At 73.9% G+C, this 21,008-nt stretch carries 15 protein-coding genes; 9 read left to right on the top strand and 6 right to left on the bottom strand.

From position 1 onward, the window contains the following. Positions 1 to 7 precede the first annotated feature (7 nt). The 3 genes from J3A75_RS12725 to J3A75_RS12715 all read left to right on the top strand — a co-directional run bounded on the left by J3A75_RS12725 (position 8) and on the right by J3A75_RS12715 (position 3,934). Entirely contained in the window at positions 8 to 991 is a 984-nt protein-coding gene (locus J3A75_RS12725; protein ID WP_209650267.1) for a transporter substrate-binding domain-containing protein, read from the top strand. A 617-nt stretch (positions 992 to 1,608) separates the two neighbouring features. Then, on the top strand, positions 1,609 to 3,315 hold the full coding sequence (locus J3A75_RS12720; RefSeq protein WP_209650266.1) for a lysine--tRNA ligase: 1,707 nt from the start codon (positions 1,609 to 1,611) through the stop codon (positions 3,313 to 3,315). Positions 3,316 to 3,322: 7 nt separating this feature from the next. Continuing rightward, entirely contained in the window at positions 3,323 to 3,934 is a 612-nt protein-coding gene (locus J3A75_RS12715) for a pyridoxamine 5'-phosphate oxidase family protein (protein ID WP_209650265.1), read from the top strand. A gap of 129 nt (positions 3,935 to 4,063) precedes the next feature. Here J3A75_RS12715 and J3A75_RS12710 read toward each other — a convergent pair whose 3' ends face one another. From J3A75_RS12710 to J3A75_RS12700, 3 genes are read right to left on the bottom strand one after another with little or no spacing between them, the layout of a single operon-like run. After that, the gene (locus J3A75_RS12710) at positions 4,064 to 4,963 is read right to left on the bottom strand and encodes a transglutaminase N-terminal domain-containing protein (protein ID WP_012318606.1); all 900 of its coding nucleotides are present in this window, start codon (positions 4,961 to 4,963) and stop codon (positions 4,064 to 4,066) included. After that, positions 4,960 to 7,497, bottom strand: coding sequence for a circularly permuted type 2 ATP-grasp protein (locus J3A75_RS12705; protein WP_029359667.1), 2,538 nt, complete (start codon positions 7,495 to 7,497; stop codon positions 4,960 to 4,962). The genes J3A75_RS12710 and J3A75_RS12705 overlap by 4 nt, the downstream gene beginning before the upstream one ends. Positions 7,498 to 7,510: 13 nt before the next feature. Further along, entirely contained in the window at positions 7,511 to 10,786 is a 3,276-nt protein-coding gene (locus J3A75_RS12700) for a DUF2126 domain-containing protein (protein ID WP_071000666.1), read from the bottom strand. A gap of 197 nt (positions 10,787 to 10,983) precedes the next feature. Between J3A75_RS12700 and J3A75_RS12695 the strand changes: the two genes are divergently transcribed. Beyond that, positions 10,984 to 12,180, top strand: coding sequence for a putative zinc-binding metallopeptidase (locus J3A75_RS12695; protein ID WP_012318603.1), 1,197 nt, complete (start codon positions 10,984 to 10,986; stop codon positions 12,178 to 12,180). Between the two features lie 18 nt (positions 12,181 to 12,198). On the opposite strand, the gene mntR is transcribed toward J3A75_RS12695, so the two are convergent. Next, the gene (mntR, locus tag J3A75_RS12690; protein ID WP_012318602.1) at positions 12,199 to 12,660 is read right to left on the bottom strand and encodes a manganese-binding transcriptional regulator MntR; all 462 of its coding nucleotides are present in this window, start codon (positions 12,658 to 12,660) and stop codon (positions 12,199 to 12,201) included. A gap of 227 nt (positions 12,661 to 12,887) precedes the next feature. Here mntR and J3A75_RS12685 point away from each other — a divergent pair, with 227 nt between their 5' ends. After that, positions 12,888 to 14,216, top strand: coding sequence for an Nramp family divalent metal transporter (locus J3A75_RS12685; protein ID WP_012318601.1), 1,329 nt, complete (start codon positions 12,888 to 12,890; stop codon positions 14,214 to 14,216). A 20-nt stretch (positions 14,217 to 14,236) separates the two neighbouring features. Here J3A75_RS12685 and J3A75_RS12680 read toward each other — a convergent pair whose 3' ends face one another. After that, positions 14,237 to 15,925: a thiamine pyrophosphate-binding protein gene (locus tag J3A75_RS12680; protein ID WP_012318600.1), complete on the bottom strand. Its 1,689-nt coding sequence runs from the start codon at positions 15,923 to 15,925 to the stop codon at positions 14,237 to 14,239. Positions 15,926 to 16,109: 184 nt separating this feature from the next. On the opposite strand from J3A75_RS12680, the gene J3A75_RS12675 reads away from it, so the two are divergent. Together J3A75_RS12675 and J3A75_RS12670 are read left to right on the top strand one after the other, a co-directional pair. Then, positions 16,110 to 16,556 (top strand): DUF1236 domain-containing protein, encoded by a 447-nt coding sequence (locus J3A75_RS12675; protein ID WP_024830443.1) that lies wholly within the window; start codon positions 16,110 to 16,112, stop codon positions 16,554 to 16,556. Positions 16,557 to 16,669: 113 nt separating this feature from the next. Continuing rightward, positions 16,670 to 16,966 (top strand): hypothetical protein, encoded by a 297-nt coding sequence (locus J3A75_RS12670; RefSeq protein WP_012318598.1) that lies wholly within the window; start codon positions 16,670 to 16,672, stop codon positions 16,964 to 16,966. A gap of 142 nt (positions 16,967 to 17,108) precedes the next feature. On the opposite strand, the gene J3A75_RS12665 is transcribed toward J3A75_RS12670, so the two are convergent. Beyond that, complete coding sequence (locus tag J3A75_RS12665) at positions 17,109 to 17,993, bottom strand: LysR substrate-binding domain-containing protein (protein WP_012318597.1); 885 nt, start codon at positions 17,991 to 17,993, stop codon at positions 17,109 to 17,111. A 486-nt stretch (positions 17,994 to 18,479) separates the two neighbouring features. On the opposite strand from J3A75_RS12665, the gene J3A75_RS12660 reads away from it, so the two are divergent. Together J3A75_RS12660 and J3A75_RS12655 are read left to right on the top strand one after the other, a co-directional pair. Then, the gene (locus J3A75_RS12660) at positions 18,480 to 19,943 is read left to right on the top strand and encodes an HD domain-containing phosphohydrolase (RefSeq protein ID WP_012318596.1); all 1,464 of its coding nucleotides are present in this window, start codon (positions 18,480 to 18,482) and stop codon (positions 19,941 to 19,943) included. Between the two features lie 31 nt (positions 19,944 to 19,974). Then, positions 19,975 to 21,000, top strand: a complete 1,026-nt coding sequence (locus tag J3A75_RS12655) for a histone deacetylase family protein (protein ID WP_012318595.1) — start codon at positions 19,975 to 19,977, stop codon at positions 20,998 to 21,000. Positions 21,001 to 21,008: the final 8 nt, after the last annotated feature.

Raw genomic sequence — 21,008 nt, 5'->3', positions numbered from 1 at the left:
GAGGGGGGTGAGCCAGTCCCCGCCCCCGCGCTCCGAGAGGAGCACCACCCCGTCCCAGTCGTCAAGAGACGATAGGACAGTCATCCCATTCCGGATCGCGGCGGCCGCGGTCGCGGCACTCCTCGCGGGGCCGGCCGGCGCCGCGGCGCCCCCGGCCGCGCCCGCCCCTGCAGCTGCCCCTGCCGCCGCCACCGCCGGGGCCGCGGGCGGGACCGCGACCCCCGCCGTCGCGGTCCCGGATTTCTGGAACCCGCGCAGCCGGGGCGAGCGGATCGAGGCGCCGCAGACCGGGCGGGCGGTCCGCTTCCTCACGGACGACGAGTTCCCGCCGCTGCACTTCGCCGGCCCCGACGGCAACCCGACGGGCTTCGTGGTCGAGCTCGCCCGGGCCGTCTGCGAGAAGCTGACGATCACCTGCACGGTGCAGGCGCGCCGCTTCGACACCCTGCTCGACGCCCTCGACGGCAAGCAGGGCGACGTGGTCGCGGCCGCCATCCCGCTGACCGCGCCCCTGCGGTCGAAATTCCTGGCGACGCGGCCGTATTTCCGCTGGCCGGCGCGCTTCGCGGCCCGGACCGACAAGGGCCTGCCGGTCCCCTCGGCGGCGGCGCTCGCCGGCCGCAGCGTCGGGGTCATCGCCGGCAGCGCCCACGCGGCCTACCTGAAGGCGTTCTTCCCGAAGGCCGTGCCCAAGGACTTCACAGACCTCACGGCGGCCGAGAGCGCGCTCAAGCGCGGCGAGATCGACTACCTGTTCGCCGACGGCCTGAACCTCGCCCTCTATGTCGGCGGCCAGGACGCGGAGAATTGCTGCGCGCTGACCGGCGGCGACTACCTGGAGAACCGCTATTTCGGGGAGGGGATCGGCCTGATCACCCGCCAGGAGGACGCGGCCCTGTCCCGGGCGCTGGACGACGCGCTCCAGCGGGTCTGGGACGACGGCAAGTACACCGAGCTGTATCTGCGGTTCTTCCCGGTGAGCCCCTTCTGAGGGCTTTTATCGCGCGCGGGGATCCTGCCCGCCGGGCTTCGGCTGCCGGACGGCACCATGACGGACCTGCTCGGGAAGGCCGCGGGCGGCGCGCGGCCTGTCCCCGGACCTTCAGGAGAGATCGCCCGCCTCATGCTGGCCTCGGTGGGCGATGAGGGCTCGATTTACCGTTCCCCCCCGGAGGCGGCGGCGGATCAGGACGAAGCCGACGCCGAGGGGGCTCGCGGCGAGTCTGCACCGATGCGGCGGTGGATGCCGTCCGGGCGCGGTATGGGCTCCGAGAGCCTGTCTGACTCACGACCTCCCATCCTCGCCCTCATCCCGAGGCGCCGCGCGGCGGCCTCGGAGGAGAGCTCCGGCCAGCGCAGCGGAGGGCTCCTCGGGATGAGGGCGAGGATGGGCGATCCGGAATTCGGGCCTCGGCCCGGCCCGATCAGGAAGCCGAGCGGATTAGGCGTGCGCCTGCCGAGCCGGGACCAGGTGCGCGGTCACAGGCCTCACGCGCGGGCCGGCGATGGAACCCCGCAATGCACCGCCGGGCGTTCCGCTCCGCTGCGAACCGCTCTAGGGTGCGCGCGCCCTACCCGCGTTCAGCCCCGAAGATCACCCCCGACGACATGCCCGCCGCTCCGCCTGCCCTGACCCTCGACGCCGACATCATCGAGGCCGCCGCCAACGCCGCCGCCTGGCCCTTCGAGGAGGCGCGCAAGCTCGTGGCGCGGCTGGAGAAATCCGGCAAGGCCGAGATCCTGTTCGAGACCGGCTACGGCCCCTCGGGCCTGCCGCATATCGGCACGTTCGGCGAGGTTGCCCGCACCTCCATGGTGCGCCACGCCTTCCGGGTGCTCACCCGCGACGCGGTGCCGACCCGGCTGATCGCCTTCTCGGACGACATGGACGGGCTGCGCAAGGTTCCCGACAACGTGCCGAACCGCGCGATGCTGGCCGACCATCTCAACCAGCCGCTGACCCGCGTGCCCGACCCGTTCGGCACCCATGACAGCTTCGGGGCGCACAACAACGCCGAGCTGCGCCGCTTCCTCGACGCGTTCGGATTCGCCTACGAGTTCCGCTCGGCGACCGAGTGCTACCGCTCGGGCGTGTTCGACGCGACGCTGTTGCGCGTGCTGGAGCGCTACGATGCCGTGATGGAGATCATGCTGCCGTCGCTGCGGGCCGAGCGCTCGGCGAGCTACTCGCCGTTCCTGCCGCTCCACCCGGTCACCGGCCACGTGATGCAGGTGCCGATCGACGAGGTGAAGGCGGAGAGCGGCACGATCGTGTGGCGCGATCCCGCCACGGGCGAGCGCTACGAGACCCCGGTGACCGGCGGCCACGCCAAGCTGCAGTGGAAGCCCGACTGGGCGATGCGCTGGGTGGCGCTCGGCGTCGATTACGAGATGGCCGGCAAGGACCTGATCGACTCGGTCAAGCTCTCCGCCAAGATCGCCCGGGCGCTCGGCGGCGAGCCGCCGGAGGGCTTCAATTACGAGCTGTTCCTGGACGAGAAGGGCCAGAAGATCTCGAAGTCGAAGGGCAACGGCCTGACGATCGACGCGTGGCTCACCTACGGCACGCCGGAATCGCTGGCCCTGTTCATGTACAACAAGCCGCGCGAGGCCAAGCGCCTGTTCTTCGACGTGATCCCCCGGCACGTCGACGAGTATATCGGCTTCCTCGACCGCTACGCCGGCCAGGACGCGAAGCTGCGCCTCGGCAACCCGGTCTGGCACCTCCACGCCGGCAACCCGCCGGAGCCCGAGCGGGTCGAGGGCGCGAGCCTGACCTTCGCGATGCTGCTCAACCTCGCGGCGGTCGCCAACACCGAGGATCCGGCGGTGCTGTGGGGCTTCATCCGCCGCTACGCGCCGCGGACCGGTCCGGAGACCCATCCGGGCCTCGACCGGCTGGTGAAGCACGCGCTGAAGTACTTCTCGGACTTCGTGCGGCCGGCCAAGACCTACCGGGCGCCGACGCCCGAGGAGCGGGCGGCCCTGGAGGACCTCGCGGAGACCCTCACGGAACATGCCGGCTCCACCGATCCGGAGGCGCTGCAGGCGGCGGTCTACGAGGTCGGCCGGCGCCACTTCCCCGACACGTCCGGCAAGGCCAAGAGCCCGGACGGGCGGCCCGGCGTGTCGCAGGCGTGGTTCACGAGCCTCTACAACGTGCTGTTCGGCGAGGCGCGCGGACCCCGGTTCGGCTCCTTCGTGGCCCTCTACGGCGTCGACGAGACCCGCGGCCTGATCGCCGCGGCCCTGTCGGGGGCGCTCGTGGCCGAGCACGCAGCCTTCGCGGCCGGCAAGGCGGCCCCGGTCGCGTGAGGGCGCGATGATCGTCGACGATCTCGCCGCCCTGGAGGCGATCTACAGCGCGCCCCTGGCGCCCGCCTCCACGGTGAAGGTGGCGGCCGCGATCACGCCGGACTACGCGGCGCTGATCGCGGCCTCGCCCTTCGCGGTGCTGGCGACCGCCGGCCCCGAGGGGCTCGATTGCAGCCCGCGCGGGGACCAGCCGGGCTTCGTGCGGGTCGCCGACCCGCGCACGCTGATCCTGCCGGACCGGCGCGGCAACAACCGGATCGACTCGCTGCGCAACATCGTGCGCGATCCCCGGGTCGCGCTGCTGTTCCTGATCCCCGGTTCGGGCACGACGCTGCGGGTGAACGGGCGGGCGGTGATCTCGGCCGACCCGGATCTCCTCGCGTCCTTCAGCGTGGACGGCCACGCGCCGCGCACCGCGATCGTGATCACTGTGGAGGAGATCTACTTCCAGTGCGCGCGGGCGATCATCCGGGCGAAGCTGTGGGATCCGGACACCCGCGTCGACCCGGAGAACCTGCCGACGCCGGGGGCGATCCTGGCGGCGCTCACCGCGGGCGCGGTCGGCGGTGCGCGCTACGACGCGGACTGGCCGGAGCGGGCGGCCAAGACGATGTGGTGAGGGCCGGCATCCGCGACACGCCGCGATCGTTGCCGGTGCTCCTCCGCGAAGCCATCCCGCAGCGCCACGTCCGCCGATGTCGCGCCGCGCCAAGTCGCCCCGCTCCGCTCGCGAGGACGGAGCGTCCCCTCACCCCACCAGCGCGAGATCCTGCGTCTCGGTGTCGGGGATGACGTCGACCTCGACCTTGAGGCGCTGCTTGCCCGAGCCGCTGACGATGCCGTCGACCGGCGCCACGTCGCCGTAGTCGCGGCCGCGGGCCACCACGATGTGGTCGTCCCGCACCGCGACGCCGTTGGTCGGGTCGAGGCCGAGCCAGCCCGCGCCGCACCAGACCGCCACCCAGGCGTGGCTCGCATCCGCCCCGCGCAGGCGCGGCCGGCCCGGCGGCGGCACGGTGCGCAGGTAGCCGCTGACGTAGGCCGCCGGCAGGCCCATCCCGCGCAGGGCGGCGATCATCACGTGGGCGAAGTCCTGGCAGACCCCGGCCCGGAGCGCGAAGGATTCGGCGAGCGGCGTGGAGACGGTGGTCGCCTTGGAATCGAAGCGGAAGTCCCGGCCGATCCGCAGCATCAGGTCGTGGGCCGCCCCGTAGGCGCTGCGCCCGGCGGCGAAGCTCGGCCGGGCGTAGTCGGTGATCGCGGGCAGCAGCGGCACCCGGGTGCTCGGGAACAGGAAGTGCACCGGCGCCCGGCCGCCGAGGTCGCGCCCGGCCAGAACGGCGTCGCGGACCCGCTCCCAGGGCATCCCGGATTCCGGCGGCGGCGGGGCCGGGCGCTCGACCCGCACGGTGGAGAGCGCCTCGACGCTGAAGGCGGTGTGCGGCGTCTCCAGGGTGATCGCCACCGCGTCGATCCCGAGATAGTCGCGCCGCATCACCGCGCGGGCGGGGCTCGGGTCGATCGTGACGGCGCTCGCCAGCACGCTCTGGCCCTCGCAATCCTGCGGCTTGAGCCGCAGGGTGCAGCGGGCGAAGTGCACCGGCCGGCCGTAGCGGTAGGCGGTGCGGTGGCGCAGCGTGTAGATCACGCGAGCCCCGTCAGCTTCTCGGGGCGCAGCGCGTTCGGCCCGGTGGGGAAGTAGCGGGCCGCGATGCCGTCGGCGAGGCGCTCCAGGTCGGTCGCGAGGGCGGTGAGGCGCACGGCGTCGAAATCCGCGGCCTCGCCGCTGCGCAGCTCCGCCAGGATCCGGGTGGCGAGCCGGCACTGCGGTTCGGGGATCCCGTCCGCGGCGAGCGCCGGCAGGTCGGCGAGGTGCCGGGTGATCGCCTCGGCCTGGAAGGCGATCGAGCGCGGGTTGTAGGGGTCGAGCAGCACCATGTCGCGGACCGGGTCGAGGGCCGCCCCCTGCAGGTAGCGCCGCCCGTAGCTGATCTGCGAGTCGCACAGGGACAGCATCACCCCGAGGCAGCCGGGAGTCGCCTCGTCGTTGGCGAAGGCCAGCGCGAAGGCGCCGGTGTTGATCGCCCGCTCGATCCGCCGGCCGAGCTCGATGAAGTGCCAGCCCTCGGCCCGGCTCATGTTCTCGTGGGTGAGGCCGGCGAGCGCCGCGAGCTGGCTCAGCGCCCGCTCGGCGCGGCCCGCGAGCTGCGACTCGGTGAAGGCCCGCTCGGGGTCGAGGGACAGGAACTCGTTCAGGTCGGCCAGGACCCGCCACGCCTCGCCGGAGAGGCGGGCGCGGAGCGCGGCGGCGTTGCGGCGGGCCGCGAGGATGTGGGACCGGGCCGAGCCCGACCGGTCGCGCCCGGAGAGCGCCTCCTGGGCGAGGCGGGCGGTGGGCAGGTCGGCGGCACTGACGGCGCCCCACTCGTGCAGCAGGGCCCGGAGCGCCAGGGCCGCCGGCGTGTCGAGGGCGCCCGAGATGTCGGTCCCGACCGCGTCGCCGACGCTGCGCAGGTGGGCGAGCACCAGCCGGATCACCGCCTCGCCGCGCTCCAGGTAGCGGCCGAGCCAGAACAGGCCGTCGGCGGCCCGGGCGGGGAGGTGGCCGCCGACCCGCCGCACCCGCGGGGCCGCCTGCGCGCCGATCAGGGGCGCGGCGACCGGCTCCTCGGACAGGACCCAGACGTCGGCGGAGCGGATGCCGAGCCGCAGCTCGATCGGGTCGACGTCCTCGCGCTCCGAGACCCGGCAGAAGCCGCCGGGCATGACCTGCCAGCCGAGCGGCGTGCGCGCGGCGAAGACGCGGACCACGAAGGGGCGGGGCGTCAGGAACAGGCCGTCCGGGCCGCGCTCCCAGCCCGGCATGGTCGAGAGCGGCGCCGCCTCCTGGGCGACGTAGTCGAAGGGCCGGTCGCGCAGGGCCGCCACGACCCGCTCCCGCTCCGCCGCCAGGACCGGGCCGGCCAGGATCGCGTCGCGCCCCGCCCCGCGCTGGGGCGTGGCGGCCGGGCGCAGGGTCAGGCTGTCGAGGTTGGCCCGCGCGTGCGCCAAGCCCTCGAGGTCGCCGCACCACCACGTGCGCGGGTGGCCGAGCCGCAGGGGCTCGCCCAGCACCCGGCGGGCGATGCCGTCGAGATAGGGCGCGAGCGCGGCCGACTCGACGAGCCCCGCGCCCGGCATGTTGGCCATCACCAGGGAGCCGTTGCGCAGGGCGTCCAGGATGCCGGGCACGCCGAGCCGCGAGGCCGGGTTCAGCTCCAGCGGGTCGAGGAAGTCGGCGTCGATCCGCCGCCACAGGGCGTCGGCGCGCTTCAGGCCCGAGACGGTGCGCACGTGCAGGCGCCCGTCCCGCATGACGAGGTCGTCGCCCTCCACCAGCATCAGGCCGAGATAGCGGGCCAGCGCCGCCTGCTCGACGTAGGTGCTGCTGTACGGGCCGGAGGTCAGCAGGCAGATCCGCGGGTCCGAGCGCTCGGCACCGAGCGCCAGGCCGTCGCGGAACGCCTGGAAGAAGGCCGGCAGGCGCTCGACGTGGAGGTCCTGGAAGAAGTCCGGGAAGGTCCGGGCGAGGACCATGCGGTTCTCCAGCGCCCAGCCGAGGCCCGAGGGCGCCTGCGTCCGGTCGGCGAGCACCTGCCAGCGCCCGTCCGGTCCCCGGCCGAGATCGGCGGCGTAGAGCTTGAGGTAGTGGCCGCCGGGGGGCGCGACCCCGTGGAGCGGGTGCAGGAACTCCGGCGTCCCGGCGACGATCGCGGCGGGCAGGAGCCCCTCGGCGACGAGCCGCCCCTCCCCGTAGGCGTCCGCGAGGATCGCCTCCATCAGCTCCGCGCGCTGGACGATCCCGGCGCTGAGCGCCGCCCATTCCGGTCCCTCGATCACGAGGGGCAGGCAGCCCAGCGGCCAGGGGTGCTCGCGCTGGTCGCCGGCGATGCGGAACGAGATGCCCGCGTCCCGGATGTGCCGCTCCGCCGCGACGAAGCGGGCCATGATCTCCGGCTCGGTGAGCCCGCCGAGGCGGTCGAGCAGGCGCGGCCACGCCCCGCGGGGCGAACCGTCGGGGCCCAGGAACTCGTCCGGCCGGCCGGGGGCGGGGCGGTAGCCCGCGCACCAGCGGGCGACGCGCTCCCGCGCGCCCTCCGGCCGCTCGGCCCGGCCGCGGCTGCCCGCGAGCGCCGCCTCCATCACGGATCCCCGGTCATTGCGGGGCCGGCGTCCGCAGGTCGAGGGTCAGCGGGAACTCGGCGCTCGATTCCGGGCGGGGCATCTCCACCCGGCCCGGCGTGTGGCCGTTCGGCTGGAACCGGGCGAGGCGCCGGCCCTCCGCCTCGTAGGCGTTGACCGGATGGGTCTCGTAGTTGCGCCCGCCCGGATGGGCGACGTGGTAGCGGCAGCCGCCGAGGGAGCGCCCGCTCCAGGCGTCGAGGATGTCGAAGGTCAGCGGCGAGTGGGCCGGGATGGTCGGGTGCAGGGAGGAGGCCGGCTGCCACGCCTTGAAGCGCAGCCCCGCCACGGCCTCGCCGCCGCGGCCGGTGCCGGTCATGGGCAGGCGGCGGCCGTTGCAGGCGATGACGTGCCGCTCGGGCACGAAGCCCTCGACCCTGACCTGCAGCCGCTCGACCGAACTGTCGACGAAGCGCACGGTGCCCCCGCTGGTCCCTTCCTCGCCCATCACGTGCCAGGGCTCGAGCGCCTGGCGCAATTCCATCCGGACCCCGCCCTGCTCGATCGTGCCGAAGACCGGGAACCGGAACAGGGCCTGCGCCTCGAAGGCGACCGGATCGAAATCGTACCCCGCCGCCCGGAGATCCTCCAGCACCGAGAGGAAGTCGGACCAGAGGAAATGCGGCAGCATGAACCGATCGTGGAGGTTCGTGCCCCAGCGGACACAGCCGCCGGTCTGCGGCTCGCGCCACAGCCAGGCCACGAGGGCGCGGAGCAGGAGCTGCTGCGCGAGGCTCATCCGCGCGTCCGGCGGCATCTCGAAGGCGCGGAACTCCAGCAGGCCGAGGCGCCCGGTCGGGCCGTCCGGCGAGTAGAGCTTGTCGATGCAGATCTCGGCCCGGTGGGTGTTGCCGGTGACGTCGACGAGGATGTTGCGGAAGATCCGGTCGACCAGCCAGCGCGGGATGTTGGGCGCGTCCGGGGCCGGCACCTGGGCCAGCGCGATCTCCAGCTCGTAGAGCCCGTCGTGGCGAGCCTCGTCCATGCGCGGCGCCTGGCTCGTGGGCCCGATATAGAGGCCCGAGAACAGGTACGAGAGCGCAGGGTGGCGCTGCCAGTAGAGCACGAGGCTCTTGAGCAGGTCGGGCCGGCGCAGGAACGGGGAATCGTCCGGCGTGACGCCGCCCATGACCACGTGGTTGCCGCCGCCGGTGCCGGTGTGGCGCCCGTCGGTCATGAACTTCTCCGCGCCGAGCCGGGTCTGCCTCGCCTCAGCGTACAAGTCGGTGGTGATGGCGACCGCCTCCCGCCACGAGGCGGCCGGGTGGACGTTCACCTCGATCACGCCCGGATCGGGCGTCACCTTGATCACGCCGATCCGCGGGTCGTAGGGCGGCTCGTAGCCCTCGAGGTGGATCGGCAGGTTCAGCTCGGCGGCGGCCGCCTCGAGGTGGCCGGCGAGTTCGAGATACTCGTCGGCGCGCTGCACCGGCGGCATGAACACCCGCACCACCCCGTCGCGGGGCTCGATCGACAGGGCCGTGCGCACCGCCACGCCGGTGACGCCGGCACCGTTGGCGACCGCGCCGGGATGCCCGTCGGGGAGGGCGGTGCGGGGCTCCAGCGGGTCCTGCGGCTGATAGTAGGGATAGTGCTCCGGCGGCACGTAGGGCAGGGACGACAGCGGCAGGCGGAAGCCCACCGGGGAATCGCCCGGCACCAGGAAGGCGGCCCCGCGGCGGAACTCCCACTTCTCGGAGATCCAGACCCTGTCGGCGTCGCCGTCACGGCCGGTCGGCAGGCTGGCGAGCGGCAGGACGTAGCCCGCGGCCTCCCCGAGGCCGCGGGCGTAGACCCGCCTGATCCGGGCGTCGAACTCCGCCGAGCCGGACCGGGCCGCCCCGGGCGTGACGTTGACCGGCAGCGCCGCGGTCTTCTTCTCCCAGAGCTCCCCGTCCTCGAAGGCCGGGAAGACGTAGTCGGCGAGGCCGAGGCGGCGGGCCAGCGCGCCGGCGAGCGCCTCGGCCTGCGCGATGGTGGCTTGTCCCGCCTCCCCGGCGACCACCTCCGGCGCGATCAGGTCCGGGTCGCGCCAGATCGGCTTGCCGTCCTTGCGCCAGTAGAGCGCGAAGGCCCAGCGGGGCAGGCTCTCGCCGGGATACCACTTCCCCTGGCCGTAATGGAGCAGCCCCCCCGGGCCGAACCGGTCGCGCAGGCGCCGGATCAGCCGGTCGGCGAGCCCCCGCTTGGTCGGGCCGACGGCCGCGATGTTCCACTCGGGCGACTCGAAATCGTCCACCGACACGAAGGTCGGCTCGCCGCCCATGGTCAGCCGCACGTCCTGCGCGACGAGGTCGGCGTCGACCCGCTCGCCCAGCGCGTCCATGGCGGCCCAGACGGCTTCCGGGAACGGCTTGGTGATCCGCGGCGTCTCGGCGACGCGGGTGATGGTCATCTTGAAGTCGAACGTGGTCTCGGCCGGCTCGACGGCGCCGGAGATCGGCGCGGCCGCGTGGTAGTGCGGCGTCGCGGCGAGCGGGATGTGGCCCTCGCCGGTGAGCAGACCCGATGTGGCGTCCATCCCGACCCAGCCGGCGCCCGGCAGGTAGACTTCGGCCCAGGCGTGCAGGTCGGTGAAATCCGCCGCGGCGCCGGTCGGCCCGTCGACCGCGGTCGTGTCGGGCACGAGCTGGATCAGGTAGCCGGAGACGAACCGGGCGGCGAGCCCGATCCGGCGCAGCACCTGCACGAGCAGCCACGCCGAGTCGCGGCAGGAGCCGCTCTTCAGCCGCAGGGTCTCGGCCGGGGTCTGGACGCCCGGCTCCATCCGGACGCCGTAGGCGGTCTCCCGGGCGATCAGGCCGTTCAGCGCCACCAGGAACTGGACGGTGCTGGGCTCCTCCGGGAGACGGGCGAGCAGCGCCTCCATCTCCGGACCCTCCGCGTCGACGGGGGTGAGGTAGGGGGCCAGCTCCTCGGCGAGACCGCGATCGTACGCGAACGGCCGGACCTGCGCGTAATCCTCCACGAAGAAGTCGAACGGGTTGATCACCGCCATGTCGGCGGTGAGGTCGACCTCGATCTTCAGTTCGTCGGTCTTCTCCGGGAAGACGAGGCGGGCGAGCCAGTTGCCGCTGGGATCCTGCTGCCAGTTCAGGAAGTGGTTGGCCGGCGTCACCGTGAGCGCGTAGGCCGGGACCTTGGTGCGGGCGTGCGGGGCCGGACGCAGGCGGATCACCTGGGGGCCCAGGCTGATCGGCCGGTCGTAGCGGTAATGCGTGACGTGGTGCAGGGCGGCTTTGATCGACACGATGGCTCCGTCGAAAGGATCGAACGCGGTCGCGCCGCCGGTCCCTGGCGCCGGCGCCCGCCGCACGGTTACGCGATACGGCCCCGCCGACAAGCAATTTCCGTGCGGCGGGCGGGCACCGCGGCGCCTGGCAGGAACTTTGCCGCCCGGCCCCGCTTGACCGGAAGGTGGGTCGGCCGCCGGCCCGGGACCGCGCGATGAAGATCTTCCAGTGCCAGGCCTGCGACCAGCCGGTCACCTTCGAGGCGACCGCCTGCGAGAGCTGCGCGCGGCCGCTGGGCTACGCCTGCGCGGTCCACGAGGTCTCGGCGCTGGAGCCGCAGGGCCTCTCGGCCCACCCGCTGATGGGCGGGGCGCAGGTCTTCCACGCCTACGCGGATCCCGGCCGGCGCTACCGGCTGTGCAACAACGCCCTCGCGCAGGCCTGCAACTGGCTGGTGCCGGAGGACAGCCCCGACATCTACTGCACCGCCTGCCGCCACAACCGCGTGGTCCCGGACCTGTCGCAGCCCTGGAACCTCGCCCGCTGGCGCCCGATCGAGGCGGCCAAGCACCGGCTGTTCTACTCGCTGCTGCGCCTGGAACTGCCGCTCGCCACCCGCGCCCAGTACACGGACGGGCTGGCCTTCGACTTCCTGGTCGACCCCTCCGAGAGCGTCTCCGGCGGGCCGCCGGTGCTGACGGGCCACATCAACGGCCTGATCACCATGAACATCGCCGAGGCCGACGACGTCGAGCGGGAGCGTCGCCGGATCCTCTTCGGCGAGCATTACCGCACCCTGCTCGGCCATTTCCGGCACGAGATCGGGCATTACTTCTGGTACCTGCTGGTGCTGAACAGCCCCTCCTGGGAACCGTTCCGGGCCCTGTTCGGCGACGAGCGGCTGAACTACGTCCAGGCCCTGCAGGACCACTACGCCAGGGGCGCGCCGGCCGATTGGGACGAGGCCTACGTCTCGGCCTACGCCACCGCGCATCCGTGGGAGGATTTCGCCGAGACCTTCGCGCATTACCTGCACATCGTCGACACGGTGGAGACCGCCTCGACCTTCGAGCTGCACGTGCGCCCGCGCCTGCGCCAGCGGGGGCAGTCCGGGCCGCCGGCGCCGACCGTGATCGATTTCGATCCCTACAACACCCTGGATCTCGACCGGCTGATCGCCGCGTGGCTGCCGCTCACCTACGCGATCAACTCGCTGTCCCACAGCATGGGCCAGCCGGCGCTCTACCCGTTCAAGCTGACGCCCGCGGTGATCGCCAAGCTCGCCTTCGTGCACGAGCGGATCTACGCCTCCCGCACCGGCACCCTGCCGGATGCCGGCGAGGCCGGGGCCGAGATGCTCCGGGCGGTGATCCTGGGCCTGCGCCAGAAGGTGGCGGCGCCGACGGTGTGAGGGCCGGAGAGGGGGGCCTCACGCCCCCCCGTGCCGCTCCGCGAAGGCGCGGAACGCCGCGAGCGTCTCGGCGCTGACGTGGTGCTCGATCCCCTCCGCGTCCCGCCGGGCGGTCTCGGGGCTCACCCCCAGCGCGCACAGGAAGCGCTCGACGATGCGGTGGCGCTCCCGGGCCTGCGCGGCGAGCCGGCGGCCGGCCTCGGTCAGGAACACGCCGCGATAGGGCCGCTGCTGCACGAAGCCGTCCTCGCACAGGCGCTTCAGCATCTTGGCGACGGTCGGCTGCGCCACGCCGAGCCGGGCCGCGATGTCCACCTGCCGCGCCTCGCCGCCGTCGCCGATCAGGTCGTCGATCAACTCGACGTAATCCTCCACGAGCTCCGAGCGCCGCGCCTCGCGGGCCTGGCGGAAGCTCTCCACGTGGCGCTCGGGATCGACCAGCACGGTCTCGGGCGAGCCCGGCTCGGACGGTTCCTGCATCGGCTCTCCCCCACCACGGCCCGCGCGGGCCGCCCCGGCCCCTGTCTAGCAAACACCGCCCCCGGGAGGGGAGTCCCGCGGAGGCGGTGCAGGCCCCCGGAATTCCGGCCCTGACTCCTGACCCTGGAATCCCGATCCTGGAATCCCGATCCTGGGATCCGGGCCCTTGAATCCCGGCGCCGAACCCTGAATATAGCCTCCGCTATATCTTTGAGGAGAGGGTGAGCATGGTGGCGCCGAACGCCGCGACGGCCCCCGGGCGCGCCGCGCCCGGGGCGATGAGCCGGCGGACCGAGGGCGCGATCCGCGACGTCCTCGACGGCCGTCCCGGCGGCCGGGCCCGGTTCCTGCTGTTCGCCGGCCCCGCCGTGACGGCGTCGATCGCCTACATGGACCCCGGGAATTTCGCGACCAACATCCAGGCCGGCGCCCGCTACGGCTACGGCCTGCTCTGGGTGGTGCTGCTCGCCAACCTGACGGCGATGCTGTTCCAGGCCCTGTCGGCCAAGCTCGGCATCGTCACGGGCAAGAACCTCGCCGAGCATTGCCGGGACGCGACGACGCGCCCGGTGCGCCTCGCCCTGTGGGGCATCAGCGAGGTCGCCGCCATGGCGACCGACCTCGCGGAGTTCCTCGGCGGCGCCATCGGCCTGTCGCTGCTCACCGGCATGCCGCTCATGGCTGGCATGGGCATCACCGCGGTGGTCACCTACGCGATCCTGCTCCTGGAGAACGAGGGCTTCCGGCCGCTGGAGATCGCCATCGGCGCGATGGTCGGCACGATCGGCCTCTGCTACGCGGTCGAGCTCCTGGTCGCGCCCGTGGCCTGGGGCGAGGCGGCCAAGGGTCTCGTCACCCCGCGGATCCCGGACGCGCAGGCGCTCACCATCGCGGTCGGGATCATCGGCGCCACCGTGATGCCGCACGCGCTGTTCCTGCATTCGGGCCTGACCCAGGGACGGGGCAATCCCCGCACCGAGGCCGACCGGCGCCTGCTGGTGCGCTACTCGAACCGCGAGGTGGTGGTGGCGCTGCTGCTGGCGGGCCTCGTCAACATGGCGATGGTGATCATGGCGGCGGCGGCCTTCCACGTCGGCCACAGCGAGGTGGCGGAGATCGGCGAGGCCTACCGCACCCTGACGCCGCTCCTCGGGCCCGCCGCGGGGGCGGCCTTCCTGGTGTCGCTGCTCGCCTCCGGGATCTCCTCCTCGGTGGTGGGCACGCTCGCCGGGCAATTGGTGATGCAGGGCTTCACCGGCTGGCGCATCCCGCTCCTCGCCCGCCGGCTCGTGACCATGCTGCCGGCCTTCGCGGTGGTGGCGATCGGGGTCGACCCGACCCAGGCGCTGGTCCTGTCGCAGGTGGTGCTGTCGCTCGCCCTGCCGGTCCCGATGGTGGCGCTGGTGGTGTTCACCCGCCGCCGCAGCGTGATGGGGCCCTTCGCCAACGGCCCGCTCACCCAGGCCGCCGCCGTGGCGGGGGCGGCTCTGGTGCTCGCCCTCAACATGGTGCTGCTGGCGGCGGCCTTCGGGCTGCCGGTGCCGGGGCTGGAGTGAGCGCCCCCTGACGGCCCCGCTCAGGTCGCCCGCACCACCACCTCCACGAGGTTGGCGCCGCCGGACCGGATCCCGGCCTCGATCGCCGGGGCGATGTCGGCGGCCCGGGTCACCCGCCGGGCCGGCACGCCCATGGAGGCGGCCAGCGCCGGGAAGTCGACGCGCGGGTCGGTGAGGTCCATGGCGATGAAGCGGTTGGCGCGCACCGAGGCGTAGTGCGCCTGGCCCTTCATGAAGGTCTTGAGGATGTTGTACTCGGCGTTGTTGATCACCACGAAGGTGACCGGCAGCTTCTCGTGCGCCGCCGTCCACAGCGCCTGGGGCGAGTACATCGCGGCCCCGTCGCCCACGACGCAGACCACGGGCGCGCGGTCGAGGCCCAGGGAGAAGCCCACCGCGGCCGGCATGCCCCAGCCGAGCACGCCGCCGCGCATCGCCGCGTACTGGTGCGCCGAGGGGCTGTCGAGGAAGGTGCGCAGGTGGGTCAGCGTCGCGGGCGCCTCGTCCACGATAGTGGTCTCGGCCCCGACCGCGCGGGCCACCTCCCGGGCGGCGACCAGCGGCGCGATCACCGGATCCTCGAAGGCCGCGTCGGCGGCGGCGGCGAGCCGCGCCCGCCGCTCGGCCCGGGCAGTCACGGCCTGACCGCGCAGCTGCTCGAAGGCGTCGGCCCGGTCGGCGAGGCGCGGGGCCAGCAGCGGCAGCAGGGCGTCGAGCGAGGCGCGGATGTCGCCCACCGTCGACAGGCAGGTGGCGTAGGTGCGCCCGAGGTCGCGCACGTCGGCCGAGAGCTGGAACACCTGCACCCCCGGCGGCACCGCCGAGACCTCCGAGTAGAGCACGGTGATCAGCGACTTGCCGCCCAGCGCGAACACCGCGTCGTAGCGCCCGAGGATGTCGGCGATGGCGTCGGCACGGGTCGGCAGGTTCCCGGCCCAGAGCGGGTGCGCGGTGGGGAACGGGATGTGGGCCGGCCAGGACGAGCCGTAGACCGGCGCCGCCAGCAGGTCGGCGAGCGCGACCATCTGCGCCGAGGCGTCCGAGGCGTCGATCTCGTCGCCCGCGATCAGGGCGAGGCGGCCCGGCGCGATCGCGGCGAGTCTCTCCGCCAGCCGGTCGAGGGAGCCCGCCACCGCCCGCTGGTCGATGGTCGAGGTCTCGCCGGCCGGCACCGCCGACAGCGCCTCCATCACGTCCATGGGCAGGGACAGGAAGACCGGGCCGGAGGGGGCGGCCCCCGCGTCGTGGAAGGCCCGGCGCAGCAGGATCGGGATCTGGTCGGGGCTCGTCACCTCGCGGGCCCACTTCATCACCGGGTCGGCGATGGCGACGAGGTCGCCCATCAGCAGCGGGTCGGTCAGCGCGTGGCGGAGATCCTGCTGCCCGGCGGTGACCACCAGCGGCGTGCCGGAGACCTGGGAATTCACCAGCCCGCCCATGGCGTGGCCGAGGCCGCCCGCCGTGTGCAGGTTGAGGAAGGCGGGGCGCCGCGCGCCCTGCGCGTAGCCGTCCGCCATGGCGACCGCGGTCGCCTCCTGCAGGGCGAGGATGTAGGCGATGTCGGGCGCCTCGGTGAGCGCGTCGATGAGCGGCAGCTCGGTGGTGCCGGGATTGCCGAAGATGTAGCGCACGCCCTCCGAGCGCAGCACCTCCACCAGGAGGTCGGCGCCCCGGCGGCGGCCGGCGGTCTCCACGGTCTCGATCGGCATGCCCTGTCCTCTCCGGGGGAATCAGCCGGAGGCTACCCCATGGGCGGACCGGGGCAATGCCGGCGCCGCCCCGCGCCGGGCGGCAACCGATCGGCAGCCTTTTCGGCGTAACCTCCGGCCGGGACGCGCCCGCGCCCCCGGGCGCAGGCCCGACGATCCACGCCACCGACCGGGACGAGACATCATGCGGATCGCGGCGCCCCTCGCGCTCCTCGCCACCCTGGTGGCGCCCCTGACAGCCCCCATAACAGCCCCCCTGGGCCTCGCCGCGGACGCGCGGGCGCAGGGGCTCGAGCGCGGGGCCCGGGAGGGCGCCTCGCGCGGCGAGGAGATGGCGGGCCCCCTCGGGGCGATCGTCGGCGGCGCGATCGGCGCGGCCGTGGGCACGGCCAACGGCATCCTCGGCGTCGACCGGCGGGAACGGTTCCGCATCTACGCCCTCGGCGAGCGCCGCCCCTCCGTCGCGCTCGCGGGACCCGTGCGGGTCGGGACGGTGCTCCCGGAGGACGGCATCGTGTACTACGATGTCCCGCGGGAGTTCGCCTTGCCGGATTACAGCTACACGATCGTCAACGACCACCCGGTTCTCGTCGATCCGCGGACGCGCCGGATCGTGGAGGTGATCGACTGACGGCCCCGGCGGGCGGCGCGCGGCCCGGGGATCCGGCGCGACGGAGAGGACGATCCGATGCCGAGAAGGAGGGGGGGCCGGGCCGCGCCCCCGGCGACCGGCCCGGTGACGCGGTGAGCGCGCGCGGCGCCGCGGGCGCCGGCGATGCCGGGCGGCGGCACTGGTTCTACGACAGCCGGATCCTGGTCTGCACGTTCTGCCTGCTCGCGGTCATGGTCATCTTCTGGCAGGTGAGCCGGTTCGAGGGCTTCCAGCCGATCTTCACCTGCGCGCGGGATCAGGACGTCGACCGCGACCTGCTCTCCGTCGGGATGCGCGCCTGCATGGGCGACGCGCCCTCGCAGGCCGCCCAGGCGCGCTGCATGCACGTGGTCTACCTGCTGGCCTGCACGGACGAGCGGTGGCGCTGACGCCGCCGTGCACCACCGCGCGCGGGCGCGGCGGGCGGCCCTGCAGCCCCGGCGCGAGGCTGCGCGCGGGGGACGCCGCGGCCCGTCCGCGGCGGGGCGGGTCGTGTCCGCGCGGATCGCGCGGTTCCGGGGCGGGCTCCGCTCAGGCGCGCAGTTCCGCCACGAAGGCCCGGATGAACGGCGGCAATCCGTCGAGGTCGCGCAGGCACAGGGTCAGGTCGCGCCGCGCCCAGGCATCGGCGAGGGGCACCACCGCGAGGGCGAGGCCCTGCGCGGCGCGGGCGGCGGCGCTCTCGGGCAGCACCGCCAGCCCGACCCGCGCCTCGACGAGCCGGCAGACGGCGTCGAAGCCCCGGAGCTGGACCCGCAGGCGCATCGGCCGCCCCTCGCGCACCGCCTGGGCCACGAGGAAGCGGCTGATGGCGCTGCGCCGGTCGAGGCCGACGAGGTCGTGGCCGAGCACCTCGGCGAACGGGATCGTCCCGCGCGCCGCCAGGGGATGGTCCCGGGCCGCCACCAGCACGAACCGGTCCTCCCGGAACGGGAAGGTCTGCAGCGAGCCGGTATCCACCGTGCCGGACAGGATCCCGAGGTCGGCCGCCCCCTCGGCCACCAGCCCGACGATCTCCTCGGAGGTGCGCTCGTCGATCTCGACGCCGATCCCGGGGTGATCGGCCAGGAAGGCCGAGAGCGCCTCCGGCAGGAACTCGGTCAGCGCGTTGGTGTTGGCCAGCACCCGGATCTGGCCGAAGGCGCTCCCCGAGAAGGCCGCCATCTCCTCGCGCAGGCGCTCCACCCCGGCCAGGACCTCCCGGGCATGGACGAGGAGCGCGCGCCCGGCCGGGGTCGGGCTGACGCCCTGCCGGCCCCGGGTCAGCAGGGCGGCCCCGAGGGATTCCTCCATCAGCCGGATCCGCGTCGAGGCAGCCGCCAGGGCGAGGTTCGCCCGCGCGGCCCCGTGGGTGATGGAGCCGGCCTCGACCACGTGCCGGAACAGGCCGAGATCGACGAGATCGAACCGCATCATCGCGAAGGCGCCTCCCGCCGCGCCGTCCGGCCGGCGCGCTCCGGGCCGATCCGGGCCGCCCGGGACCCGTCCGGATCCGCGTCTCCGTCGGGGGGCTGCGCGGCCGCGTCAACCCCGTCGCCCCGGGGCCGCGCCGCGGCCGCCGCGGCGATCCCGGTTACAGACGCGCCGATCCTTCAGGTGCCCCGGACCGGACGAAGACGGCGCTCCGCGTGTCGATCGCCGCGGCCTCACCCGTGTCCGACAAACGAAGACCGGAATTCATGACCACAACGACCGTGAGTAAAATAAATCTTGTCAGTATAGCCGAGAGCGACGATTTACCGCCCGTTAATACCGCATACTTCAATGCTGCTCGACAGTCTTGCGAGGCGTCGCGGCGATGGTCCCTGTGTCGACATACTTGGCCCGGCAGCCGCCCCGGGACGGCCTGCGGCGTCCCGGCTCCGGGCCGTCCGGGCGGGCGCGCCGGCCCGGGAGCCGCTGATGGACGCGCTCCTCGTCGACGACAGCGCCACCATGCGGATGCGGCTGCGCCTCCTCCTGGAGGCCAAGCCCGACGTGTCCGTCACCGATCACGGCGACCCGGTCGCCGCCATGGTCGAGGCGCGGACGCGGGCCTTCGACCTCGTCCTGGTCGACTGCCACATGCCCGGCATCGACGGGATCGCCTTCATCCGGCAGATGCGGACCATCCCGCACTACGCGCAGGTGCCCATCGTGATGGTCACCAGCGACATCTCGGACGCGGTGCGGCTCGCCGCCCTGGAGGCCGGGGCGACCGATTTCCTCGACAAGTCCATGCAGGGCGTCGAGCTCACCGTCCGCCTGCGCAACCTGATCCGGCTCGCCCGGGCGGTGCGGCGGCTGGCCGAGCAGGCGGCCTGGCTCGACGGCGAGGTGGAGGCCGCCCTGCGCCACATGCGCGAGCGCGAGGAGGAGATCATCTTCCGCCTCGCGCTGGCGGTCGAGTACCGCGACAACGACACCGGCGATCACACGTGGCGGGTGGCCCGCTACAGCCAGATCGTGGCCGAGGGCCTCGGGCTGGCGCCGGAGATCTGCCGCAACCTCTACCTCGCGGCGCCGCTGCACGATGTCGGCAAGGTCGGCATTCCGGACGGCGTCCTGCTGAAGCCCGGCCGGCTCGACCGGGACGAGTTCGACCTCGTCAAGACGCATCCGGCGATCGGTCGGCGCATCCTGGGCGGAAGCGCCTCCGAGCTGATCCGGCTGGCCGCGGAGATCGCCGAGTTCCACCACGAGAAGTGGGACGGCGGCGGCTACCCGCACGGGCTCGCCGGCGCCGCCATCCCCCTGTCGGCCCGGATCGTCGCGGTGGCGGACGTGTTCGACGCCCTGACCACGGCGCGGCCCTACAAGGACGCGATGTCCTTCGACGCGGCCCTGGACTGCATCCGCGCCGAGAGCGGCCGCCATTTCGACCCGGACTGCGTGGCGGCGTTCTGCGCGCGCTTCCCGGACATCCGCGTCGCCGGCGGGCAGAACCGGGCGGCGGTGCGGCCGAGCGCCGGGCCGGTCACGGAACCCTGGGCCCGGGTCCCGACCCTGCTTCGCGAGGTCACCCCGGCCGCGCCCGTCCCGACGGGGTGGCGCGCCGACGCCCTCGACACGCTCCTGAGACCGTCCCCGGAATCGTCCCCGGCACCGTCGGCGAACCCGGACGCGTTTGCGCCGTTGATCCCCGACCCGCACGGATCGCGGACGGAGCCGGACCATGACCCCGACCTGGAAGACGCTGCCGGAGATCGCCCTGGCGCACGGGATCTCCCTGGAGGATGCCCAGCGCCTCGTGGACGGGGCGAACTGCCCGAAGGTGTTCCGCGCGGACGGCACCGTCTACCTCATCTGAGCCCGTCCCGTCCGGGTGCGCCCGTCGCGGGTGCGTCCCACGCGGGTGCGCCCCGCGAGTCCGTGCCGGGCGGATGACGCCGGTCCCGGCGGGCCCTAACCTGCCCGCATGCGCATCGTCCACACGCCCGATTCGAGCCGGCACGACCCCGAACGCTACATGCGGCGCGGCGCGGCGATCCCGCATCCCGAGCAGGCGGCCCGCTACGCGATCCTGCGGGACGCGGCCGCCCGGGGCGGCCACGCCCTCGCCGAGCCGGCCGATCACGGCCTCGAGCCGATCCGCGCGGTGCACGACCCGGACTACGTGGCGTTCCTGGCCGAGGCCTGGGCGCGCCGGGACGCGATCCCCGGCATCGGCGACGAGATCCTGACCGGGTCCTTCGCCCGGCCGCAGATGCACCGGAAGCCCCCCGGCCTCCTCGGGCGCCTCGGCCTCTACACCGCCGACACCTCGACGCCGATCCGCGCCGGCACCTGGGCGGCGGTCTACGGGTCGGCGCAGTGCGCGGTCGCGGCCGCCGACGCGGCGCTGGCGGCGGGGCACGCCTACGCCCTGTGCCGCCCGCCCGGCCACCACGCCTACGCGGACTCCGCGGGCGGCTTCTGCTTCCTCAACAACAGCGCCATCGCGGCCGAGCGGATGCGCGCCGCGACCGGCGGCCCGGTGGCGATCCTCGACATCGACGTCCATCACGGCAACGGCACGCAGGGGATCTTCTACGCCCGCGCCGACGTGCTGACCGTCTCGGTCCACGCCGACCCGTCCGACTACTTCCCGTTCTTCGCCGGCTACGCCGACGAGACCGGCGCCGGGGCGGGGGCGGGGTTCAACCGCAACCTGCCGCTGCCGCCGGGCTCGGGCGACGCGCCCTGGCTCGAGGCCGTGGCGGCGGGCCTCGCGGCCATCGCCGCATACCGGCCCCGGGCCCTCGTGGTGGCCCTGGGCCTCGACGCCGCCGCGGACGATCCGATCGGCGCCCTCGCGGTCTCTCGCGCGGGCTTCGTCGGGGCCGCGGAGCGGATCGCCCGGGCCGGGCTGCCCACGGCCCTGGTCCAGGAGGGCGGCTACCTCTGCGCGGCCCTGCCGGACAACCTCGCGGCCTTCCTCGCCGCCTTCGACGCCGCGCGCTGAGACGCGCA

The organism is Methylobacterium sp. PvP105, from assembly GCF_017876975.1.
GTDB classification, from domain to species: Bacteria; Pseudomonadota; Alphaproteobacteria; order Rhizobiales; family Beijerinckiaceae; genus Methylobacterium; species Methylobacterium radiotolerans.
Note: the sequence above shows the minus strand (reverse complement) of the source record. Positions and strands in the feature narration are given on the sequence as shown.

Bases quoted from the DNA above. Each gene is read 5' to 3' on its own strand.
- J3A75_RS12720 (WP_209650266.1), top strand. From the start codon at position 1,609: ATGCCCGCCGCTCCGCCTGCCCTGACCCTCGACGCCGACATCATCGAG.
- J3A75_RS12715 (WP_209650265.1), top strand. From the start codon at position 3,323: ATGATCGTCGACGATCTCGCCGCCCTGGAGGCGATCTACAGCGCGCCC.
- J3A75_RS12705 (WP_029359667.1), bottom strand. From the start codon at position 7,497: ATGGAGGCGGCGCTCGCGGGCAGCCGCGGCCGGGCCGAGCGGCCGGAG.
- J3A75_RS12695 (WP_012318603.1), top strand. From the start codon at position 10,984: ATGAAGATCTTCCAGTGCCAGGCCTGCGACCAGCCGGTCACCTTCGAG.
- mntR (WP_012318602.1), bottom strand. From the start codon at position 12,660: ATGCAGGAACCGTCCGAGCCGGGCTCGCCCGAGACCGTGCTGGTCGAT.
- J3A75_RS12685 (WP_012318601.1), top strand. From the start codon at position 12,888: ATGGTGGCGCCGAACGCCGCGACGGCCCCCGGGCGCGCCGCGCCCGGG.
- J3A75_RS12680 (WP_012318600.1), bottom strand. From the start codon at position 15,925: ATGCCGATCGAGACCGTGGAGACCGCCGGCCGCCGCCGGGGCGCCGAC.
- J3A75_RS12675 (WP_024830443.1), top strand. From the start codon at position 16,110: ATGCGGATCGCGGCGCCCCTCGCGCTCCTCGCCACCCTGGTGGCGCCC.
- J3A75_RS12665 (WP_012318597.1), bottom strand. From the start codon at position 17,993: ATGATGCGGTTCGATCTCGTCGATCTCGGCCTGTTCCGGCACGTGGTC.
- J3A75_RS12660 (WP_012318596.1), top strand. From the start codon at position 18,480: ATGGACGCGCTCCTCGTCGACGACAGCGCCACCATGCGGATGCGGCTG.
- J3A75_RS12655 (WP_012318595.1), top strand. From the start codon at position 19,975: ATGCGCATCGTCCACACGCCCGATTCGAGCCGGCACGACCCCGAACGC.